This is a genomic window from Psychromonas arctica (genome assembly GCF_036697365.1).
GTDB classification, from domain to species: Bacteria; Pseudomonadota; Gammaproteobacteria; order Enterobacterales; family Psychromonadaceae; genus Psychromonas; species Psychromonas arctica_A.
Genome location: NZ_JBAHZA010000010.1, coordinates 56,298 through 75,912, shown reverse-complemented (window position 1 = coordinate 75,912; position 19,615 = coordinate 56,298). Strand labels below are relative to the sequence as shown.

The 19,615-nt window shown below is 35.5% G+C and carries 22 protein-coding genes; 6 read left to right on the top strand and 16 right to left on the bottom strand.

Translation table 11 applies throughout. The annotated features are described in order from the left end of the window. Positions 1-452: 452 nt before the first annotated feature. The gene (locus V5290_RS12205) at positions 453-926 is read right to left on the bottom strand and encodes a hypothetical protein (protein ID WP_333386045.1); all 474 of its coding nucleotides are present in this window, start codon (positions 924-926) and stop codon (positions 453-455) included. A 5-nt stretch (positions 927-931) separates the two neighbouring features. Continuing rightward, positions 932-1,567 carry a hypothetical protein gene (locus V5290_RS12200; protein WP_333386042.1) on the bottom strand — a complete coding sequence of 212 codons (636 nt, stop codon included), beginning with the start codon at positions 1,565-1,567 and terminating at the stop codon, positions 932-934. A 148-nt stretch (positions 1,568-1,715) separates the two neighbouring features. Here V5290_RS12200 and V5290_RS12195 point away from each other — a divergent pair, with 148 nt between their 5' ends. Then, complete coding sequence (locus tag V5290_RS12195; protein ID WP_333386039.1) at positions 1,716-1,946, top strand: transposase; 231 nt, start codon at positions 1,716-1,718, stop codon at positions 1,944-1,946. A 326-nt stretch (positions 1,947-2,272) separates the two neighbouring features. Next, on the top strand, positions 2,273-2,656 hold the full coding sequence (locus tag V5290_RS12190; protein ID WP_333386036.1) for a hypothetical protein: 384 nt from the start codon (positions 2,273-2,275) through the stop codon (positions 2,654-2,656). A gap of 522 nt (positions 2,657-3,178) precedes the next feature. Here V5290_RS12190 and V5290_RS12185 read toward each other — a convergent pair. Together V5290_RS12185 and V5290_RS12180 are read right to left on the bottom strand one after the other, a co-directional pair. Continuing rightward, complete coding sequence (locus tag V5290_RS12185) at positions 3,179-4,507, bottom strand: hypothetical protein (protein ID WP_333386033.1); 1,329 nt, start codon at positions 4,505-4,507, stop codon at positions 3,179-3,181. Position 4,508: 1 nt separating this feature from the next. Beyond that, complete coding sequence (locus V5290_RS12180) at positions 4,509-4,838, bottom strand: methanolan biosynthesis protein EpsI (RefSeq protein ID WP_333386030.1); 330 nt, start codon at positions 4,836-4,838, stop codon at positions 4,509-4,511. 448 nt (positions 4,839-5,286) lie between these two features. On the opposite strand from V5290_RS12180, the gene V5290_RS12175 reads away from it, so the two are divergent. Then, positions 5,287-5,451 carry a hypothetical protein gene (locus V5290_RS12175; RefSeq protein WP_333386027.1) on the top strand — a complete coding sequence of 55 codons (165 nt, stop codon included), beginning with the start codon at positions 5,287-5,289 and terminating at the stop codon, positions 5,449-5,451. Positions 5,452-5,549: 98 nt separating this feature from the next. Here V5290_RS12175 and V5290_RS12170 read toward each other — a convergent pair whose 3' ends face one another. The 8 genes from V5290_RS12170 to V5290_RS12135 form a co-directional block, all read right to left on the bottom strand. Beyond that, complete coding sequence (locus tag V5290_RS12170) at positions 5,550-6,191, bottom strand: YhcB family protein (protein ID WP_333386024.1); 642 nt, start codon at positions 6,189-6,191, stop codon at positions 5,550-5,552. 609 nt (positions 6,192-6,800) lie between these two features. Continuing rightward, positions 6,801-8,012 carry a hypothetical protein gene (locus tag V5290_RS12165; protein WP_333386022.1) on the bottom strand — a complete coding sequence of 404 codons (1,212 nt, stop codon included), beginning with the start codon at positions 8,010-8,012 and terminating at the stop codon, positions 6,801-6,803. A gap of 735 nt (positions 8,013-8,747) precedes the next feature. Beyond that, complete coding sequence (locus V5290_RS12160; RefSeq protein ID WP_333386019.1) at positions 8,748-9,107, bottom strand: hypothetical protein; 360 nt, start codon at positions 9,105-9,107, stop codon at positions 8,748-8,750. A 17-nt stretch (positions 9,108-9,124) separates the two neighbouring features. After that, positions 9,125-9,538 (bottom strand): roadblock/LC7 domain-containing protein, encoded by a 414-nt coding sequence (locus V5290_RS12155; protein ID WP_333386017.1) that lies wholly within the window; start codon positions 9,536-9,538, stop codon positions 9,125-9,127. Between the two features lie 5 nt (positions 9,539-9,543). Further along, the gene (locus V5290_RS12150; protein ID WP_333386015.1) at positions 9,544-10,092 is read right to left on the bottom strand and encodes a GTP-binding protein; all 549 of its coding nucleotides are present in this window, start codon (positions 10,090-10,092) and stop codon (positions 9,544-9,546) included. A 2-nt stretch (positions 10,093-10,094) separates the two neighbouring features. Continuing rightward, positions 10,095-10,991: a hypothetical protein gene (locus V5290_RS12145; RefSeq protein ID WP_333386012.1), complete on the bottom strand. Its 897-nt coding sequence runs from the start codon at positions 10,989-10,991 to the stop codon at positions 10,095-10,097. A gap of 380 nt (positions 10,992-11,371) precedes the next feature. Next, positions 11,372-11,869, bottom strand: coding sequence for an Hsp20 family protein (locus tag V5290_RS12140; protein ID WP_333386010.1), 498 nt, complete (start codon positions 11,867-11,869; stop codon positions 11,372-11,374). A gap of 181 nt (positions 11,870-12,050) precedes the next feature. Then, complete coding sequence (locus tag V5290_RS12135) at positions 12,051-12,950, bottom strand: LysR family transcriptional regulator (RefSeq protein ID WP_333386007.1); 900 nt, start codon at positions 12,948-12,950, stop codon at positions 12,051-12,053. Positions 12,951-13,073: 123 nt separating this feature from the next. Here V5290_RS12135 and V5290_RS12130 point away from each other — a divergent pair, with 123 nt between their 5' ends. Beyond that, complete coding sequence (locus V5290_RS12130) at positions 13,074-14,234, top strand: alpha-hydroxy acid oxidase (RefSeq protein WP_333386005.1); 1,161 nt, start codon at positions 13,074-13,076, stop codon at positions 14,232-14,234. 87 nt (positions 14,235-14,321) lie between these two features. Here V5290_RS12130 and V5290_RS12125 read toward each other — a convergent pair whose 3' ends face one another. From V5290_RS12125 to queC, 3 genes are all read right to left on the bottom strand, one after another. Beyond that, complete coding sequence (locus tag V5290_RS12125) at positions 14,322-15,026, bottom strand: DUF3581 domain-containing protein (RefSeq protein WP_333386001.1); 705 nt, start codon at positions 15,024-15,026, stop codon at positions 14,322-14,324. A 172-nt stretch (positions 15,027-15,198) separates the two neighbouring features. Next, the gene (locus V5290_RS12120) at positions 15,199-15,852 is read right to left on the bottom strand and encodes a cupin domain-containing protein (protein ID WP_333385998.1); all 654 of its coding nucleotides are present in this window, start codon (positions 15,850-15,852) and stop codon (positions 15,199-15,201) included. A gap of 28 nt (positions 15,853-15,880) precedes the next feature. Next, positions 15,881-16,543, bottom strand: coding sequence for a 7-cyano-7-deazaguanine synthase QueC (gene queC / locus V5290_RS12115; RefSeq protein ID WP_333385996.1), 663 nt, complete (start codon positions 16,541-16,543; stop codon positions 15,881-15,883). An 85-nt stretch (positions 16,544-16,628) separates the two neighbouring features. On the opposite strand from queC, the gene queE reads away from it, so the two are divergent. Next, positions 16,629-17,306, top strand: coding sequence for a 7-carboxy-7-deazaguanine synthase QueE (gene queE / locus V5290_RS12110; RefSeq protein WP_333385993.1), 678 nt, complete (start codon positions 16,629-16,631; stop codon positions 17,304-17,306). Positions 17,307-17,406: 100 nt separating this feature from the next. On the opposite strand, the gene V5290_RS12105 is transcribed toward queE, so the two are convergent. Continuing rightward, positions 17,407-18,267, bottom strand: a complete 861-nt coding sequence (locus tag V5290_RS12105) for a polysaccharide lyase family 7 protein (RefSeq protein ID WP_333385989.1) — start codon at positions 18,265-18,267, stop codon at positions 17,407-17,409. Positions 18,268-18,484: 217 nt separating this feature from the next. Here V5290_RS12105 and V5290_RS12100 point away from each other — a divergent pair, with 217 nt between their 5' ends. Beyond that, entirely contained in the window at positions 18,485-19,612 is a 1,128-nt protein-coding gene (locus V5290_RS12100; protein ID WP_333385986.1) for a M14 family metallopeptidase, read from the top strand. Positions 19,613-19,615 lie beyond the last annotated feature (3 nt).

Genomic DNA, 19,615 nt, shown 5'->3' with positions numbered 1-19,615 from the left:
TCGGTAGTTTATTTCATTAACAATAATGTCCTAATTAGCAACCGCTAAGCACTTCTGCATGTGAAAATTGATATCTTTAAGTTTTTTCCTTTAAATTAAACGCATTACTTCCAATATATCAATAATTTATATTGTTCACTTAGCTTTTTGATTAATTAAAGTCGTACCATCATGATAATGTAAATTAATGGATGTTTGTTTTGTCTTTTACCTTTCTCCATAGCGCTAACCCTCGGAGACAGCTATAGATGTTGTAATTTGTTACCTACAAATTAGTGGGAAGGGCGTTTTACTTTCTTATAAATCGTGAGGCAAGCGCTATTAGATGAAGATGTACTATTAACTTGCATGGCTTATGTGGATTTGAATCCAGTACGAGCAAAAATAATGCTTCAATTTTTTACAGGTATTTTGTAACAGTATTTATAGAATATCCATAAATACCTATTTACCTACATAGCATATAAAGATACTAACACTATCCCTTCGCCCAAAGGAGTCACACTACCATTTACAAATGGAGAGTGCTCTGCTTGTACAAAAAGGTTCGCTTGAACATCATGCACTCCAATTATCTCATAACTGCCATTATGGTATGTGGCATCTAGCTTTATTTTGTTTTCAAGCCAATCACGATAAAAAGTATCATTTAATTTTGTATTACTAACTACTTCAAATGGTGTGCTGTTTTCTATGACAAATTTGTAATCTTCTTGAGAGTAGGTCAGCAAAGCATACAAATTTCTATCTCCAGATAATTGCCACTTTACTTTCAATGGTGTAGCTGGCATTGACATGATTTTAGGTAATAGTCCTAATTCATAGTGGACTTCATGTTCTGATTTTACAGTATCTGGATCTTTCACTTCTTTGCATCCTATTAATAATATAGAAACTATTATGGCAATTAGATAATTGAATTTCATGTTACTCATCTTTTTTTATTTGGTCTTGTTGCGATTGAAATTTTTGGAATACCCATCTTAGCAACACCTAAATCAAAGCCTTTCCATGAAAAGCTACGTTTTAAAGTAGATGTATTTAAGTAACCCTGAGCAAAGCCAACCACTACAAAATTCCCATTTTCATCATCAGGTATGCCTGACGCTATATCTGTCATACCGGGGTTAAAGTTGTATTGATCTTCAGCATGCAAAGTAAAGTTCATTTTGAATATAGGTTCTTTTATTACAGGTCCTGGTTTAGTAACTGTAACACTTGCGCTAACCCAAATAACATGTGCCCCGATGGCTTTTTGCCAATTTTCTGTTTCTGGGTATGGGAAAGCTTTGCGTATAAATTGGTATTTAGGATTATTTGTTCCACAAGGAATTATAGGACCAGAAAGAGAGAATTTTTCAGGATCTCCATTATTAATCCAAAGTTCGATTGCAGCATTCTGAGCATCTAAAATAGCGTTACGTAATGTTATTTTTCCACTAAGATCGTTCATTACGTAACGTTCATAAGAAAAAGTACGTTTTTTTCCTCCTCCATTCAAAAAATGACTATATGCTGCTACACCATCCGATAAATCTGGCCTAAGAAGCGATGCACCCTCTAACATCGCAGTCCACTTGTATAAAGAAATGTAGTCATCTATTGTTGGCTCTCGCTTAGGAAAGTTTGAAAAACCTTTATTTGGTTTTATAGGTGATGAAAACGAACAATCAACACTAGGTATTCCATTCTCGCTATTAGATTATATTGAGTTAGTGGATTGGAGTGGTCGTATTATAAGAGAGGATAAACGAGGCGCTATATCAAACCATCGTCCTAGCATACTTTCTCAGCTGGGTTTAGATGACGACACTTGGTTATCACTAGCCAGTCGCTTTGGTAAAGATTATCACGGAGTGGTCGGATCGTTAGAGGCATTAGCTGTTTATGCAAGCCACACAGGAAGGCGTTGGATAGCCAGTAAAAATCAGTTACGACTGCATTAGCTAATCGGCAGTTTATTTCATTAACAATAATGTCCTAATTAGCACCCGCTAAGCATCTCTACATACAAAAATTGATATCTTTAAGTTTTTTCTTCTAAATTAAACGCATTACTTTCAATATTTCAATAATTTATATTGTTCACTTAGCTTTTTGATAACCAAAGTCGTATTATCATAATAATGTAAATTAATGGATGTTTAGCTTGGCTTATCTGTTTGGCTACCTAGTTTGGCTTTGAGCTATGGCTCGGGAGGTTAGCTCGTTATACATATGATACTGTTGCCTCACAGATTGATTTCGTTTCTGGCTCTGGAGTTGGAATAATATGCAAATAATTAATATGTCTTTAGTTTTTGAATCAATGCTGTTTTCATTTTGTTGGCTTTTTTTTAATTTTGTTATTATTTTTATTGTGCATTTTTTAATGCCAAAAGATATATTGGAAACCTATTTTAAAAAGCCTTATTTTAAATCATCGGAAATCATTACTTTTACTGGGTTCCCTTTTGGTTATGTTAGGACCTTAATGTTTATGAGAATTTTAGGTTTTCCTATCAGTGGAAAGAAGCGAGGCTTAGAAAAGGTATTTGAGATTTCTCCAGTATGGTTATGTAACTTATCTAAATATGTTATTTTTTCTTTTTTAGCTTCATTTTCGTTATGGCTATTGCTAATGGCTATTGCTGGAGTACATATGATGCTAAATTAAATCAAAAGTAGCGGAAACAAAAGTAGCGGACCCCCACCACCTTTGAATTAATTTAAAACTTAAACTATCTTTTAGATGTGTTTATTGTTGCACTTAGGGGGTAGTTTATTGTGGCTCAATCTCGCCAATCACAAGTGTCGTTATCTGATACGCCTTATTACCACTGCATTTCACGCAGTGTTCGTCGCGTTTATTTATCTGGAAGATAAATATACAGAAAAGCCTTTTGGATATAGACGATATGAGGTGTTGAACGGATATATTACCTGACTTCTAATTTTCATATCGATATTTGTGTTTATGCTTCTTCTAGATAGGCTTAAGTGTTTAATTTCTATTACTTAGTGCTAGATGTTTAATCACAAACAGAATAATGAAGATAAAAGTAAATCGTTAGCCCTAAGTATTTTTGATTATTCAGAAAAAAGTTGAAGGTCATACCAATTACATTAAGTGAATACTATTATGTATAAATTGGTATTTCCTTCATTGATAAATGAACTATTAATGTTTACTAATCGACTATTTATTGTCTAATCGTTTTTTCAGGTTTAATGCTGCATCAGCAGCTAATAAACGCATAAATTCAGAACCGTTACTTTGCTCACCTTGTCCACCGCCAATCACAATTTCAGGAACTAAACGGCTTTTACCTAAACTAGTGAAAAGAGATGTTTGAATTTCAACTTCTGCTTTCAGTGTTTCATCAAATACATATTTAGGGTCAAGTGCTGAAGACTTTGCTCTTTGACGAGCTTCAGCTAAAACATCCATACCTTGCGCTTCCAAACGTTGTTGTTTTAATATTTCAGCTTGCTCTTTAGCTAACTCTGCTTTGACGGCTACACGCTGTTGTGCAGAGATAATTGCATTTGCTTTAATCCTTTCTGCATCGATTTGCTCTTTAATCTTCAATTTTTTAGACTCGGCTCGTTGCTTCGCAATTGCTTGTTCGCCCAGTGCAACTTCAGTACGCGCTTGTTGTTCTGCTTTTTTTAGATTTTGTCTTGCAAGTGCTTCATCTGCAGCGGCTTGTTTCTGTGCTTCAAGTCTTGCATTTACTTTATTTTCATATTCAATATCAATAATGCTTGCATCAACGACAGTGATACCGTACAAGCCTAAAATAGGAGCGTTACGCAATAAGTTACCTTGCTTGTCCTCTTTTTTCTTTATTGTTACACGTTGCTGTTCATTATTTGTAAGTGTATTTTGAGCTCTATTACGGCCGTTAGAATCAATAATTTGCTCGGTAACAAAAATGCCATTAATAAGTTGGTCTGAAAAATCTTGGCTTAATTGGCCATTACCACCTGAATAATGTTGCTCTACAGACATAGTTCTGGCTGATGCTTTAACATTTTCAGTTGTCGCACGCATCAATAAGTTTGATATTAATGTTTCTTGTGAACCAAATTCCTCGTGTATTTTGAGTAAACCCCTTAATTCACCTGATTCCGTTGGCGGTACATTACCCGGTAGTCTAAAGCGTGCGACACCTCTTGCACCGCCTGTTGTTGTATCAAGAAAGCGAATTGGAATTAAAGGAACAATGGCGCTAGCCGTAGCAGATTTATCACCGGTAAAATTAATGGAGATAACTTTTTTGTAAGCGGAAATAGTACCAAAAGCTTTAAAGTAGGGACCTGCTTGATTAATAACAGTTAAATTACCAGTGAAAGCAGACTGATGTACTAATCGCTCATCAGCTTCATTCCAAGCAATCATTTGTGAAATTAGTATCGCAATAACTATTAATACGGTTAATGATGCAGTGATTAATATAAGGTTACGGTTGCCAAAGCGGCTAGCGAATGAGTTTTCTGTAGACTCTTGGTCTTTATTTGACATGTTAACTTTTTTCCATGTTGAGTTTTTTATTAACAAAATAGATGATTTGATCTTCACTTAAGCGAGAACAAAAACTACCTGAACGATGCAATGAGATAAATGTTGCAAGTATTTCTTCTTTAGTTTTTAAAATATTTTCCTTGTTTTCTTGTGTTTCATTTTTTTCGATAAGCTGAGTTATCAATTGATCGACTACAGTATCTTCATCAAATAACACGTTATATTCATTCGATTTACTCACTTTTCCTCTTTTTATATTTCTAAAAATTACATAAAAAGCGACAAACATAATTACGATGAGCGTTGCTAATGCCATAATATAAATAAACATAATTTCTACTACTTCTAAAGTTTATTGAGGGTTCAATAGGTACTTACGAACCTAGTGACGTGAAAGAGAGTGCGCATTCTACATAAAAAAAATATAAATAAAATAGAAATTTTGGGAAATAGAAGTTATGGAAAGAACAATTGTGGAAACCCATAAATTTTGACGAGTTATAATTGATCTTCTATCTTTTCGTTAGGTGATGATTACATGTGAGAAGTATTTATACCAATCACTCTAATTAACTGATCTATTTCACTTGTTAAAATAACTTATTTCTCCGCTGTAATTTTAGCCAATAGAACTGCTATTAAAGAATTAACATCTTACCGTTAATTCTTTGATAGACTATTAACGATGTTAATCGACGAAAGGCTTAAATTACGCCTTTAGCTCAGTCATTTTTCCTACGTAAAATTTAGAACATTTATTTAATATAATCGGTATTATCATGACGCAGCCTCGCCAATCTCAGGTCTCTTTTTTAGATCCTATTATCATATTTTCTCGTTCTGTTCATGGTGTTTATTCAAGTAGCGAAGGCAAGTATATAGAAGCACTTTTTGAGTATATAGGCGAAAAGCCGCCAGAATGTCGAGTCTCCGGGCTAATATAAAAGTGTGTTATTTGAAGGTTATTTATTCTGATTACTTACAGGAGAAGAGCAGTCGTAATCAGTGTTACGACTGCTCTTTGACAGGTTTTTAATTAACTTTACTTTGTTTCTTCTTTTTTAACATCAGAGTTTTCTGATTTCATTTCAGTTTCAGTTATTTCAACATCTTCTGATTTAGCTTTAGTCTCGGTAATTTCAACGTCATCAGATTTCACTTCAGTTTCAGTGATTTCAACGTCTTCTGATTTAACTTTAGTCTCGGTAATTTCAACGTCATCAGATTTCACTTCAGTTTCAGTGATTTCAACGTCATCAGATTTCACTTCAGTCTCAGTAACTTCAACATCTTCAGGTTTAAGCTCTGTCTCGGTAATTTCTACTTCTTCCGAATTAACTTCACCTTCAGTGATTTCAATTTCTTGATTAGTGTTTTCTGCTTCTTTTAATAAAGGAAATTGAGTGGCTGCAGTTTCACCTAATAATGACTGTGATTGGTCTGCCATATGGCTGTAAAGCGCTTGATAGCTACTCGCCACTTGTCCCATTAGTTCTGCGCTGCTATTAAAGTGGTCATTGACTTGTGCTTTATATTTTTCTAGTTCTATTTTATTTTTCTCAAGCTCTTCTTGCTGTTTTGAAGATTTACTTCTACCTAGTGTTAAGTGATAGATAAGAAAGCCAATAATACCTCCGGCAATAAGTGCTAAGAGTAAAGGTATTAATTCATTAGATTCGTTCATATTTATTTCTCTGTATTAATATTATTGTGAGTTGTAGTCATTAATGCTTTTGTGATGAAATTTATTATTTAAAATACTAATTATTGATTAACTATACTATAAAAAGTTTCTAAATCAGATAATCAAAACAGAAAGTGTGCGACAGTTAATGTCTTAGGAGTAATATTTTTTAGGGGATACTTCAGAGTCATGTTGTTTTTCCATATTAGGAGTTTCTCATAAGGCTGTAGTTACGTTGCTAGTTGCTTCTCATTGTCTACCTCTTAGCTAACATGAATTAGAAAATAGAGTCACTGAATATTAGTACTAAGAAATATGTTATTGCTTAGTTCAAATATCTTTAATAGTTAATTATATGATACTTAAGCTCAATTAATCTAATTTAGGGCTGTTTTAGTAGTTCCACAGATCATAAGAAATCGCTTATCTATTATGCTGATTACAATAGTCGAATTCTTCTTTGTAAGTTTACAAAAGGGGCTGTTATTTACGTCAATTTATACCTTGAATTGGTGTTAAATATTTCAGTGTGGTTTATTGGCTAGTTTATGAGGATGAAAAATAGGTAAATGTTAAATGCTCACATTTACCTATCATAGCGGCTAATTTTTATTCTATTTCACTCACTAGATATGCGCCTTCTGGCCTTTCATAAACTGAGTAATCTGGTTTAGGGGTTTGTGTCATTCTATTACTAATTTCAATCATTATACTCATTTCATCGGCAGTCATGTAGCCATTGTCTTGAGTCGTTGACCATGTCATTGCAGCTCCTCCATCAGTAACTGTTCTAACAAATCGATAAGCTTGCTCAACATCAAACATAAGTTCAGCTTTTGAACCACTCCACGAGTTTCTAATAGGGAACCAGCCGTGTTTTAATGCATATTTACTGCCATCATAGGTTTCCCATGGTACCTCAATCATATCTGGAATAGTATATTCCTCATAAGCCCAAGAATTGGGAGGCGCACCTCGCCCTAATGGTGTGACATGTCCGTTAGTAAAATCCATGTATTCATTTGTCACTACATGTTTTACTATTTTATAATCGCTTTCATCTTCATCATCTAAACCGTCAGAATCAACATATAAATATTCTCCGTTATCATCGGTAAAGTAGTGTTGGTCATAATTAACGGCAATCGTTAATTCGGGATCAACGCTACGCAGCATAGCAACAAAGTCAGATACCTCACCTGGCAAGTTTCTGGAGTTGTCTAACCAATAGCCATCTACTAAACCATCGAAACGCTCTACATATCCTCGAGCTAAATTACGCCAAGCAGCTGCTTCATCTCCATCCCACTCATTGATATAGTATTCATCCCATGCAGCTTGGATATCAGTATCACCTCGCTCCTCTGCCATTGAAGGTCCTGCTGAATTTAAATATAGAATTACTTTTTTACCCGCAGCGCGATATATATTAATAACATCAAGAATGATTTTTTCATTTTCTAATGTGGGTACCATATCAGGGTGAATTGCTGATACATCCACATTATTATTAGTTCGTAATGTGAATAGGTGGCCGTGCGCTGGGTGGGTAAATGATGTTATGACGTATTCTGCCGCAGGAATGTTAGTAACAATTTCTTCTGCACCTGCCTGCCAATTAGAGGAGTCTGCGGAGTTATCCAATTTATAACCACCGTCTACACGTTGTGTAATCCCCCAAGTACCTGCCATCCAACTAGCATTGTATTCAATACCAGTCGCTTCTGTGTTATTAATGTTATATGAGTCAGTTGTATTTGTAGACTCAACTTCATCACTACTGCTTCCACAGCCTACTAAAACAGTAACTGAAATTAACATTAGTAATCTTAAATTTATTTCTTTCATTATTAATCTCTACTCATATTAAATAAAGGGTAATCGGCACTCATTTCACTAGCCATATAGTGTAGTAAATTTTATGTAATATTGCTTGTGTATATGGTCAATAATGTTGACTGTATAACTTTATTCACTCGGTGATGGTTTATTTGTTAGCCATTGGTTAATTATTTAATACAGATGTCTGCGGAAGGGGATTGTTATTTTTCTGATGTTTAGGTGGGTTTGCACTGTATTATCTATCAGGAAAGGTTATAGGGTTAGTGTTAAACAGCTGAAGTTAATCAGTGTGATTGGTATAAGAGTAATTTATACCAATCACACTGATTAACTGATCTATTTTACTTGTTAAAATAACTTATTTCTTCGTTGTAACTTTCGTAAATAGAACAACTATTTAACTTAAGTTACGCCTTAAACTAAGTCATTTTTCCTGCGCAAAATTTAGATCACTTATTTAATGCAATTGGTATTAGGCGTAATGGATAGATGTATGAGACTTATACTTGTTGTAATTGGAATGCAAATGATCATTGAAGGTATAACTGAAGTGACTATTATTATAGTTACTTAAAGTTGTTATTTTAACAAAATAGAAGTTTGGTAGGGGAGGATTTTTTTGGTTAAAAAAAGAGTATCTTTATTTAAAAGATACTCTATTAACCCGGTAATAATTTAAAATATAGATATTTATAGATTAAATTATGTTGAGTTTTATATTGTTAAGCTAGATTCAACACTGTTAACTTTAATACGAGCTAATGCTAAGTTAGCAACTGATTTATTTAATACTAAATAAATAAACAGGTCAGGGTTCGAAGTTACAGGTGAGATAATGTGGTACTGTCTATTAAGCGTTATTAATATATCGTCAATACTATCTTCAAGCTTTAATTCCTTTATTGCTCGTTTTTTAGCTGATACTACTTCTGTATTTACAGCAGCTGCTAAATCCAGATCAATACCATCGCCTGCTTTACCAAGTACCATGCCTGAGTTACTATCAACAATACATGCTGCAATAGAACCATTAATATCTAATAGTTCAGTTAAACTTTTTTGAATATCTGCCATTTTTCTCTTCCGTTAGTTTAGTTATCATCATTAAGAATGTTTTGAATCAGCGTACAACATTGCTTTGCTGAAAAAAGCAACTCGCCAAGTAGTTTATTATCTTCAGAAATAAACGTCATAACAACTGTAGTTGCTTTAGTTTGTATTGTACACCAAATTATTTTTTTCAAATTACTTTCAAGTATCAACATGTCACAATCATCACCTGAAATCTCATGAGAAATGGATTTCGCAAGAGCATGAATTGAACCACTCATTGCCGATAACTTTTCATGTGAAATACCATTAGACTTAGAAGAGGCAATACAAAAACCATCTGTAGTCGAAATAACCGCTGAATTGATATGTTGTGTGTTGTCAACAAAGCTTTGTAAAACTGAATTTATCTCATCAATTTTATTAGCACCAAAAAACTTTTCAACTAAAAGCATTGTATTCATTCTCCTAGAATATATTTTGATTCACAAAGGCTAATTAAACCATCTAGTAGTATCAATACGTCGTCTTTTTGTCTTACATCAACAGTAAATACAGGTATGGATAGACCTTTTGATTTGAGGTAGTCATGATAAGCTAGAACATCTACTTGATGATTAAGATCGCTTTTAGTAATACCTATAACGGCTTTTGATTGATCAATTAAATCCGAGAAACCTTTTAAGTATATATCTAGATTAGACAGTGGATCTGATATTGAATTATCAATTAAAATAATAACGCCTAATGAACCATCAGAAATAACTGACCACATAAAGCTTAATCGTTCTTGACCTGGTGTACCGTATAGTAAAAGCTTAGATTCATCACTTAACGTCAAAGTACCAAAGTCCATAGCCATGGTCGTTAACTGTTTGTTACTTTGCTCTGTATCATTGTTATCAACTTCTGTTGATACTGGCTCTATTTCACTAATTGACTTTATTGCAGTTGTCTTTCCAGAACCCATTGATCCTGCAAAAATTATTTTTTCTGTTAATTGTGTCATTACTATATCCCTAAAGATGAACGAATGCGTTTGAATAACTGTAATCGATTATTTTTTTCTGGTTTGTCACTTGTAACCTGTGGTTCTTCTTTAGTATTTGTACTGGTTAATAAACCAATCGAAGTCAATTCATCAATAAATCGCAATAACCTCTGTTTTTCAGTTGGGCCACCTAAAAAGTTTTCCATTTGTTTTAAAGACATTTGCTGTGCCATTAATCGAGTCGCTAATGGAATAATTCTATCTCCTTTTGTCAAATCATTAAAATCTGGCCAAGTAGTTAGTTTATAAAAAAGTGCTTCAGTGTCAGGTTGAGGAGTTGGTTCTGTTGCTAATTCTTTATCAAAAATAATATCTTCAACAGTCGCTTCTGATTCAAAAGGAAGTGAATTCATCTCAAATGACGGAGATGTTTCATTTTCAGTTATTTTTCTGAGTTCTTCTTGATGAGAGGCTGTTAATCTTGCTAACTCTTCTTGATGAGATGTTACTAGTCTAGTCATCTCTCTTTGGTTGTCTTCTTTAAACTTTCTAATCGATTGAATGACAGACTTTTCATTTTCACGCTTTTGAATAAGCTGTTTTTCTAAGCTCTTTATTAATACTTTATGTTTATCAATTGCTTGTTGGCAAGATTCAAGTTCAGACAATAATATATTCTCTATTTCGAGAGAAATTAAAATTTGCTTTTCATTTGATGAATCAACTAGGTTTTGAACGGCAGTCATAACATCATTATTTTGTTGTAATAAAGAGTGCTCTAAGCCTTTCTCTTTATCCATTCTTTTACGGTATTCCCGTAAAACAGCTGTTTTTTCTTCAGGTGTGTTTTTAAGAAGAATTGAAAGATATAAATCGCTGTTATTACTATTTGGTAATTCTTTATGTGTTATGTCCATATTCACATCCAACCTCAATTGCAGCTTACTTAAATTAGGTAATATTATACATGTAATTATGATTTATATAGGGGAAAATACAAAGAATAACAATAATTAGCGATCTTAAATTATTAATAGTTATTTTGTTTGAGTATGTAATGTCGAATTTCTATAAGAAATGGAAGTGTAGTGTGTCTATAAATTTTAATGACTAATATTTTTAGTGGCATTTTTAATGCATATTATATTTATATTTTATGAGTCATTCCTCGCAATTCATCATCAGCGTTGCTGTTGATTATACTATGTGTAGTGGTACAGTGATTTTAAGGTTTTCTAAAGTAAAGAGGCAGCTTTACTGCCTCTTTTTGCCCACTTTATCCTGTTGAGAAAAGATATTAAGCGACTTTGTCTTTGTTTTTGCTGTTATCGTTAATCACTTTTTCTTCTTTTTGATGAGTTAACGATTTATCCGTTTGATTGATTGAAATCTTCTTCGGCTTCATGGTTTCTGGTATCTCTTTAACTAAATTGATATTTAATAAACCATTAGAAAGATCTGCGCCCGTTACCTCGACATAATCTGCTAAATTGAATTTACGTTCAAAGGATTGGTTTGGTATCCCTTGGTGTAAATATTTACGATCGTCTTGCGTATTATGTTTTTTGCCTGAAACACTTAATACGCCTTTTTCAACTTGAATATCTAACTCATCTTGTGAAAAACCTGCGACAGCAAGCGATATCGTATACTCGTTTTCACCCAATACTTCGATATTATAAGGTGGGTACCCTGATGCTTTTGTATCTGTGCTTAATGCGTTATCAATCAATGAAGCTAAGCGGTCAAAGCCAACGCTATTACGATAAAGAGGAGTTAAATCAATTGTATTCATAATAAGTCTCCTTGGAGTAAATAAAATAAAACAATAAGCGATGAGTCGTTATCAATGTGTCATCGCATCACACTATTATATTTAGGGTGGTTAAAAATAGTTTTCAAGAGCTACAGTAAAATTTTTTAATAAAATTTGTAAGGAGCGTATTCGTCTTACTTGTTTGATTGAATTTGTTCGACTAAAAATATTCTTTTTTGTGTTGATAGGCTTGTTTAATATGCTCGATTAATCGTTTTAGTTTTTCGGGTAGATGTTTGGTAAAAGGGTAGATGGCGTAAACACCGAGCTGCCTTGGCGTATAATCAGGGAGAATGGTAATAAGTTCGCCTTTTTGTAAGTCTGGATATACACAACACCGTGGCACGTAAACGATGCCAAATCCTGCTAATGCCGCTTTACGCAATGCTTGCGAGTTGTTGGTGGCTAAGTTACCACTAATGCGCACCGTTTCTGCTATGCCATCTTTAGTAAACCGCCAATCGAAAGAGCCTTGAGCCTGATATGTATAAGCAAGGCAATTACGTGTTTTTAAGTCTTCGAGGCTGGTCACTTCACCGTGTTTTTTTTGATAGTCGGGTGAGCAACACACTACCCAGTTAGATTGGATTAGCGGTTTTGCGATAAGACTTGAATCCTCTAATGTACCAGTACGTACTGCTAAATCTAACCCTTCTTCAACTAAGTTAACAAAGTTGTTTTCAAGGCGTATATCGACGGAAATATTAGGGTATAAGTCACAAAAGTCAGCAATCGCTTCTGCCAATAACAGTTCACCTGAGATAGTGGGGACTGAAATTTTGATGTGTCCGCTTAACCCTTGGCTAAATGCAGAAACAGAGGCAATAGCATCACTGACTTGCCCCTCAATATTTTTAGCATGAATATATAAGTTTTCTCCAGCTTCCGTCAAACTCAGGCGTCGCGTGGTGCGGTGAATTAATTGTACCCCTAGTGCTTGTTCTAATTTGGTGATTCTTTTGCTTAATGCAGGCGTTGATAGATCAGCGAGTTGTGCTGCCTTACTGAAAGATCCGTTGTCCGCTACGTATACAAATAAGGTTAAATCTGCTGAGTTCATAATGATTACGACGTTTTAGAAAATAGTTTATTATTTTATGTTGTATTTATCGCAAATAAAACCAGGACTATAGTGAATGACAAGTGCTGATTCACAAATACTCAATAAAGAAGGAATACTGCTGTGACCTTGTCATTCATGAGATTAAAAGATTGCCATAACTTTCAAGATTTTCGTACCCTGGCAAAAAAGCGTTTGCCCGGTCCTATTTTTAATTATATTGATGGTGGCTCCGATGATGAAACCACTTACCGTCGTAATACCAGTGCTTTTGAAACCTGTGATTTAATACCGAATGTATTAACAGGAGTGAAGGAGGTGGATTTATCAGTAACAGTGATGGGGCAAAAGCTCGATATGCCAATATATTGCTCACCTACGGCATTACAACGTTTATTCCATCATCAAGGTGAGAGAGCTGTAGCAGCGGCTGCAGAGAAATACGGTACCATGTTTGGCGTGTCTTCATTAGGCACTGTCAGCATGGAGGAAATAGCCAAACAGACCAATACACCACAAGTTTATCAATTCTATTTTCATAAAGACCGGGCTTTGAATAAAGCGATGATGGAGCGTGCTAAATCAGCCGGGGTAGAAGTAATGATGCTAACCGTTGATTCCATTACAGGAGGTAACCGTGAGCGTGATTTAAGAACGGGTTTTTCAATTCCATTTAGGCTGAATTTAAGTGGTATGTTGCAGTTTGTATTGAAGCCAATGTGGGGAATTAATTATGTAATTCATGAGCCTTTCAGTCTGCCTCAACTTGATCAACATGTGAATATGGGTAGTGGAGCTACGTCGATTGGTGACTATTTTACAACTATGTTGGATCCATCGATGAATTGGGATGATGTTGCTGAGATGGTGAAATTTTGGGATGGCCAATTTTGCTTGAAAGGGATCATGAGTAAGGAAGATGCAAGAAAAGCGGTCGAAATAGGTTGTACCGGTATTATCATCTCTAACCATGGTGGTCGACAGTTAGATGGTTCGCGCAGCTCTTTTGATCAGTTAGCTGAAATTGTAGAAGAGGTTGGCGATGAGATTGATGTGATTTTTGATAGCGGTATACAACGTGGGACACATGTTTTAAAGGCCTTGTCACTGGGTGCAAAAGCAGTAGGAATAGGGCGAATGTATTTATATCCATTAGCAGCAGCTGGTCAACCTGGTGTGGAAAGGGCACTAGGTTTGATGAAGGCTGAGTTAGAGCGAGATATGAAGCTAATGGGAAAAACATCCATAGACCAATTATCCAGTGATAATTTACGGTTTCGTTGATGTGTTGTGAGGTTTAGCTATTGAGAATGGGGATTATAAGCACCAATCATTAATATGTTGGTGCTACTTTAAGCTTTTAACGCGAGATTAAAATGCGTTGCGGTTTGCTAGGTAGTTATCAGCAAATGCGGTAATAGCATCATGGTCATAAGGTTTTAAACCACCAACGACTACCGTTTTAATACCACGGCCGATGATTTTATCACCGTCATAAATATCAAAATGTAAGAATTCGTTAGCACGTTTTGATTCAACTTCTAGCTTACTTTCAGCTAATTCTACACGCAGAGGATTGGTTAACGTGAGGCTATCAAATTCAAAACTCATACTGTTATACATTACTAATGGTCGAGCAGGATTAAACATCACTTGATGCTTTTTCATTAACGGCATTAATAGTGTTGGGAAGTTTTGACCAGAGAACACAACGTAGTTTTTGATTAGTGATTCAATTAAGTCTAAATCTTGTGTCATTTCACCTGATTTGTTGATTTCTAATACGCTTTTACCTTGTGCATTTGTAACCACAATATCGTCGCTTGTTGCTTCAGGAAAGGTCAATGGAATATTGTCACCCACCATGTTGGTGAAAGTGAAACTCATTGATTTGCTTACACCGTATTCTTTTAATGCTAATGAAAACAATAGATCGCCAGGTACACAGAATCTTTTTGAGTCAGGGTCATGAATAGGGTTGAAGTCTTGGCATTCTTTTTTGGCAAAGATACTTGCTTGCTCTGCACTAATGGTGATGTTGCTGTCTTGCTGGATATAATAAGGATCTAGTAACATTTCAGCTCTCTGATTAAAAACGTATGAATAGGAAAAAGCATGCCAAATAACGGCGTAACTTCACATTTTATAAAAAAAATCATTAATTTGGAATAGCAGAGCTTGAAATAGTTAAATATTGGCGCTAATCCTGCTTACTTTATTCGCTATTACCATTCATTAATCTGGTGATTTAAATCGGTAAGTGTCCTGTCTTCACCAAAATAATCGTTTCTTCTTCAACAAACGGATTATGTTCACTCATATGAGGGCTACGGATCCAAGTATGCGTCGGGTAAAGACCAAACTCATCTTGGAAAGTTCCTGAAATCACTAAGATCTCTTCACCTCCAAAGTGTTTATGTGGTTTGAAGTGTTCGCCTGCTGGCCATTTTACGAGTGCGGTATGTTGGCCTTCAAAGTCATGTAGAGGCATTACTTGTAAGTTACCGATTCCCTGTAGCCAAGGTGCTTTTTGAGTATTGATGCGCACTGATTGTAGGTCGGTATCATCAAATTGATTGAGTTTTACAAAAATTAAACAACCTGGTTCACTGAAAGGTTTATGGCGGCTGTTTGGCGGATTACGCAAGTAAGTACCTGCGGTGTAATCGCCATCTTGATCAGAAAATACACCTTCTAATACAAAGATCTCTTCACCTTGTGGGTGAGGGTGCTCACTAAAGTAAGACTGCGGTGCATATTCTACAATGCTAGTAATATGCACTTCATCTTCGGATCTGGCTAATGGTTTACGCAATACACCAGCCATTGGACTGTTTATCCAAGCTTGCTTTTGTGTATCGATAACTACTTTTTGGGTAAAGTCGATATTAATATTAGCCATGTTATTCCTCAGTATTGAGTTTTAATCGTTAAGCTTCGTAGCTAATTGGGTCGCTTAAACCATTCTTAGCGAAGGCTTCTAAACGCTCTTTACAGCTACCACATTCTCCACAGGCTTTTTCTCGCCCGTTATAACAGGTCCATGTTTTGCTGTAATCAAGGCCCATTCGTAGACCATCTTTTAAGATGCCCACTTTATCGCTTTTTAAATAAGGCGAATGAATTTCTGTTTTCTCATAATTGGCGACAGCTGCGACTTCATTCATTTTCTCAACAAAGATAGGGCGGCAATCCGGGTAAATTTCATGGTCACCTGAATGAGCACCGTAATAGACTTTTTCCGCTCCAATAGACACTGCGTAACCTACCGCTAAAGAAAGTAAGATCATATTGCGGTTAGGTACAACGGTATTCACCATGTTGTTATTATCATAATCACCAGTCGCAACTTCAATGGAGCTATCTGTTAAAGAAGACCCGCCAATGAGCTGGTTAATTGCAGTGATGTCGATAATTTTATGGTTGATAGCAAGCGATTCACATACTTCGCTGGCAATTTGAATCTCTTTCACGTGGCGCTGACCATAATCAAAAGTAAGCGCAAAAGGGGTTAACCCTTCTTCAATGGCTTTATGTAAAACAGTATAAGAGTCCATACCACCAGAATAAATAACCACGACCTTTTTGCTCATAACGCTTGTGTTTCCTATTGTATTCACTTATAAACAGCCCAAATTAAAGTGAGTAAGTATATCCAAAAGAAGGCATGTTACGTCAATGAGTCAAAACTATAAAGTAAATGAACTATTTCAAACTATTCAAGGCGAAGGTTTTTATACCGGGGTGCCTGCTATTTTTGTTCGTTTACAAGGTTGTGATGTTGGTTGTGCATGGTGTGATACTAAGCATACTTGGGAAATTGATCCGGAGAAAAAGTCTGATTTAGTGATTGTTACAGATAAAAGTAATGAGTCCGACCGATGGGCTGACTGTTCTGCTAAAGAGATTGTTGATGAGATAAAACGTTTAGGTTATACCGCTAACTTAATTGTGATTACCGGAGGAGAGCCTTGTATGTATGATTTACGAGAGTTAACTCAAGTGTTACATGAGTTTGGTTTTACGATTCAAATTGAAACAAGTGGTACGTATCCGGTCTTAGTGGATCAACAAACTTGGGTGACGTTATCACCTAAAGTAAATATGCGCGGCAAAAAAGAGGTGTTAAAAGAGGCTTTGCAACGTGCCAATGAAATCAAGCACCCAGTGGGCACTGAAAAAGATATTGAACAATTAGATGCACTATTAGCAAAACTAAAGTCAGTGTCTGATAAAACTATTAGCCTACAACCCATTTCACAGAAAGCCAAGGCAACAGCGTTATGCATGAAGGTATGTATTGAGCGTAATTGGCGTTTATCGGTACAAATGCATAAATATTTACAGATAGATTAATCTATTAGTATTGGTTGTATTTTGTTGAGTAAGTTTGTCGAGGCAGTGAAGTGTTAACCCTGCTTATTAAGACTCACAGAAGTTAACACTCGTTATTGATTTACTCAGTTTCAGTCGCTTTATATTGTAATTTGTAGAAGTGTGCTTCACTCATACCATGAGTAAATTGGTTATAAACACCAGCCTTAAAGTAGCTTAGTAGATGGCGCCAGTAATCGATGTCATGCTCTACAAGACGTTTACCATCGACATCAATGAGTAGTTGTTTATTACCGACAGTGATATCAAATGCTGTTGCTTTACCAACTGGAGCTTTGCCTAAATCATATTTCTTATAAGCAACATCAGCTTTACACATCTCTTTATCTTTATTCTTTTTACCAAACGTCCCTTTACAGATGACTGCATTATTTTTCACAATGCCCCAAAAGTGGCCTTTTACGCCGTTGTTATCTTCTTTCCATACGACACGCAATAATGGATGTGGCACATTATGTGTACCTTGGTTATCCAAGCCTTTATTGTGTACCTGTAGGAAGGTTATCTCATTCTGCTTAGAGTCAGAATCTTTCATTGAGCCTACAGGATCAATCATCTCTACTTCAGCACTCAGTGTGTAATGTTTATTAGGTAAGTCAGTACGGAAGTTGTTATGAACGCGTACTTCATTACGTAGATGCGTCTGTTTCATCTTAAATACGAGGGCTTCAGACTTTTTATCTACATAAAAATAAGGACTTACAAGACCACTAAAATCACCGTCTAGCGCAAAATATTCCTTGTTACCTTTTTTACCTTCAGGATCTGATATTTGTAATTCAGACGCTTTTAGTACCGATTGAAATTGCGGATAATTAACCGGCTCACCTAAGCTATCATCAGGGTTTGAAAATGTAACATTTGCTTGCGCTAAAGAAGTAAATGCGAGTAACGCTGGAAGAATAAATCGATTGTGTTTCATCTGTAATTACCTTATTCATTTTAATAAATTGGTCATATTGTAGTATTTAAAGAAATTAACATATCAACGACCTTAGTGATGAGCGTGAGCGCAAATTTTGGTTATCCAACTTATCTTTTTTAACGGTTTATGACCTAGCGCATTATCTTAAAAACTTGTTGTTATTGCGTAATCAGTTATGCTCAAAACTCTTTAAGATATTCATAAAGGAAAGATTATGCGAATTACCGCTAATTTCGATTCAGGGAACATCGAAGTCATTAATTTGGAAGATAAAAAAGATGTTCAACTCGCTATTCGCCCAGATGTTGGTAACGAGTTTTTTCAATGGTTTAACTTTCGTGTAGAAGGAGAAGTAGGCGAGCAATATGTGATGAATATTGTTAATGCTGGTGAGGCTTCTTATTTAGAAGGTTGGGAAAATTATCAAGCTGTGGCTTCTTATGATCGCCAACATTGGTTCCGCTTACCCACTTTCTACAAAGATGGAAAGTTAAGTATTGTGGTTAATATGGACTGTGAAAGCATACAAATTGCTTATTTCGCACCTTATAGTTACGAACGCCATCAAGATTTATTAGCCGCAGTACAAATGCATCCACTTGTTAGTTTGTCTCACTTGGGAGAAACCCTAGATCAGCGTGATTTAACATTGGTTAAAGTAGGTGATGATGATCCTAACAAGCGTAATATTTGGATCACTGCTCGTCAGCATCCTGGTGAAACCATGGCAGAATGGTTAGTGGATGGCTTATTGCACAGTTTATTAGACAGTGATAATGCAACGGCTAAATTATTATTAGATAAAGCGAATTTTTACATTGTGCCAAATATGAACCCTGATGGTAGTGTTCGTGGACATCTTCGTACTAATGCTGCTGGGGTTAATTTAAACCGCGAATGGCTCAATCCAAGCTTAGAGAAAAGCCCTGAAGTATTCCATGTTATAAATAAAATGAAAGAGACAGGTGTTGATCTATTTTATGATGTACATGGTGATGAAGCTTTACCTTTTGTATTTTTAGCTGGTTCACAGGGTACACCAAGTTACAGCGATAGACTTGCTAAGCTACGTGATAGATTCTCTGAAGTATTCAAGTTGGCGAGTGCAGATTTTCAATCTGAATTTGGCTATGAAATTGATGCGCCAGGCGAAGCCAATATGACGGTCGCAACAAACTGGGTAGCTGAAGAGTTTGATTGTTTAGCCAATACATTAGAGATGCCTTTTAAAGATAATGATAATGTACCTGATCCAACGATGGGATGGTCTCCAGAGCGTTCTATTAAGCTCGGTGAAGCGTCTTTAGTGGCAATGTTAGCAGTGGTAGATGATTTGCGTTAATCA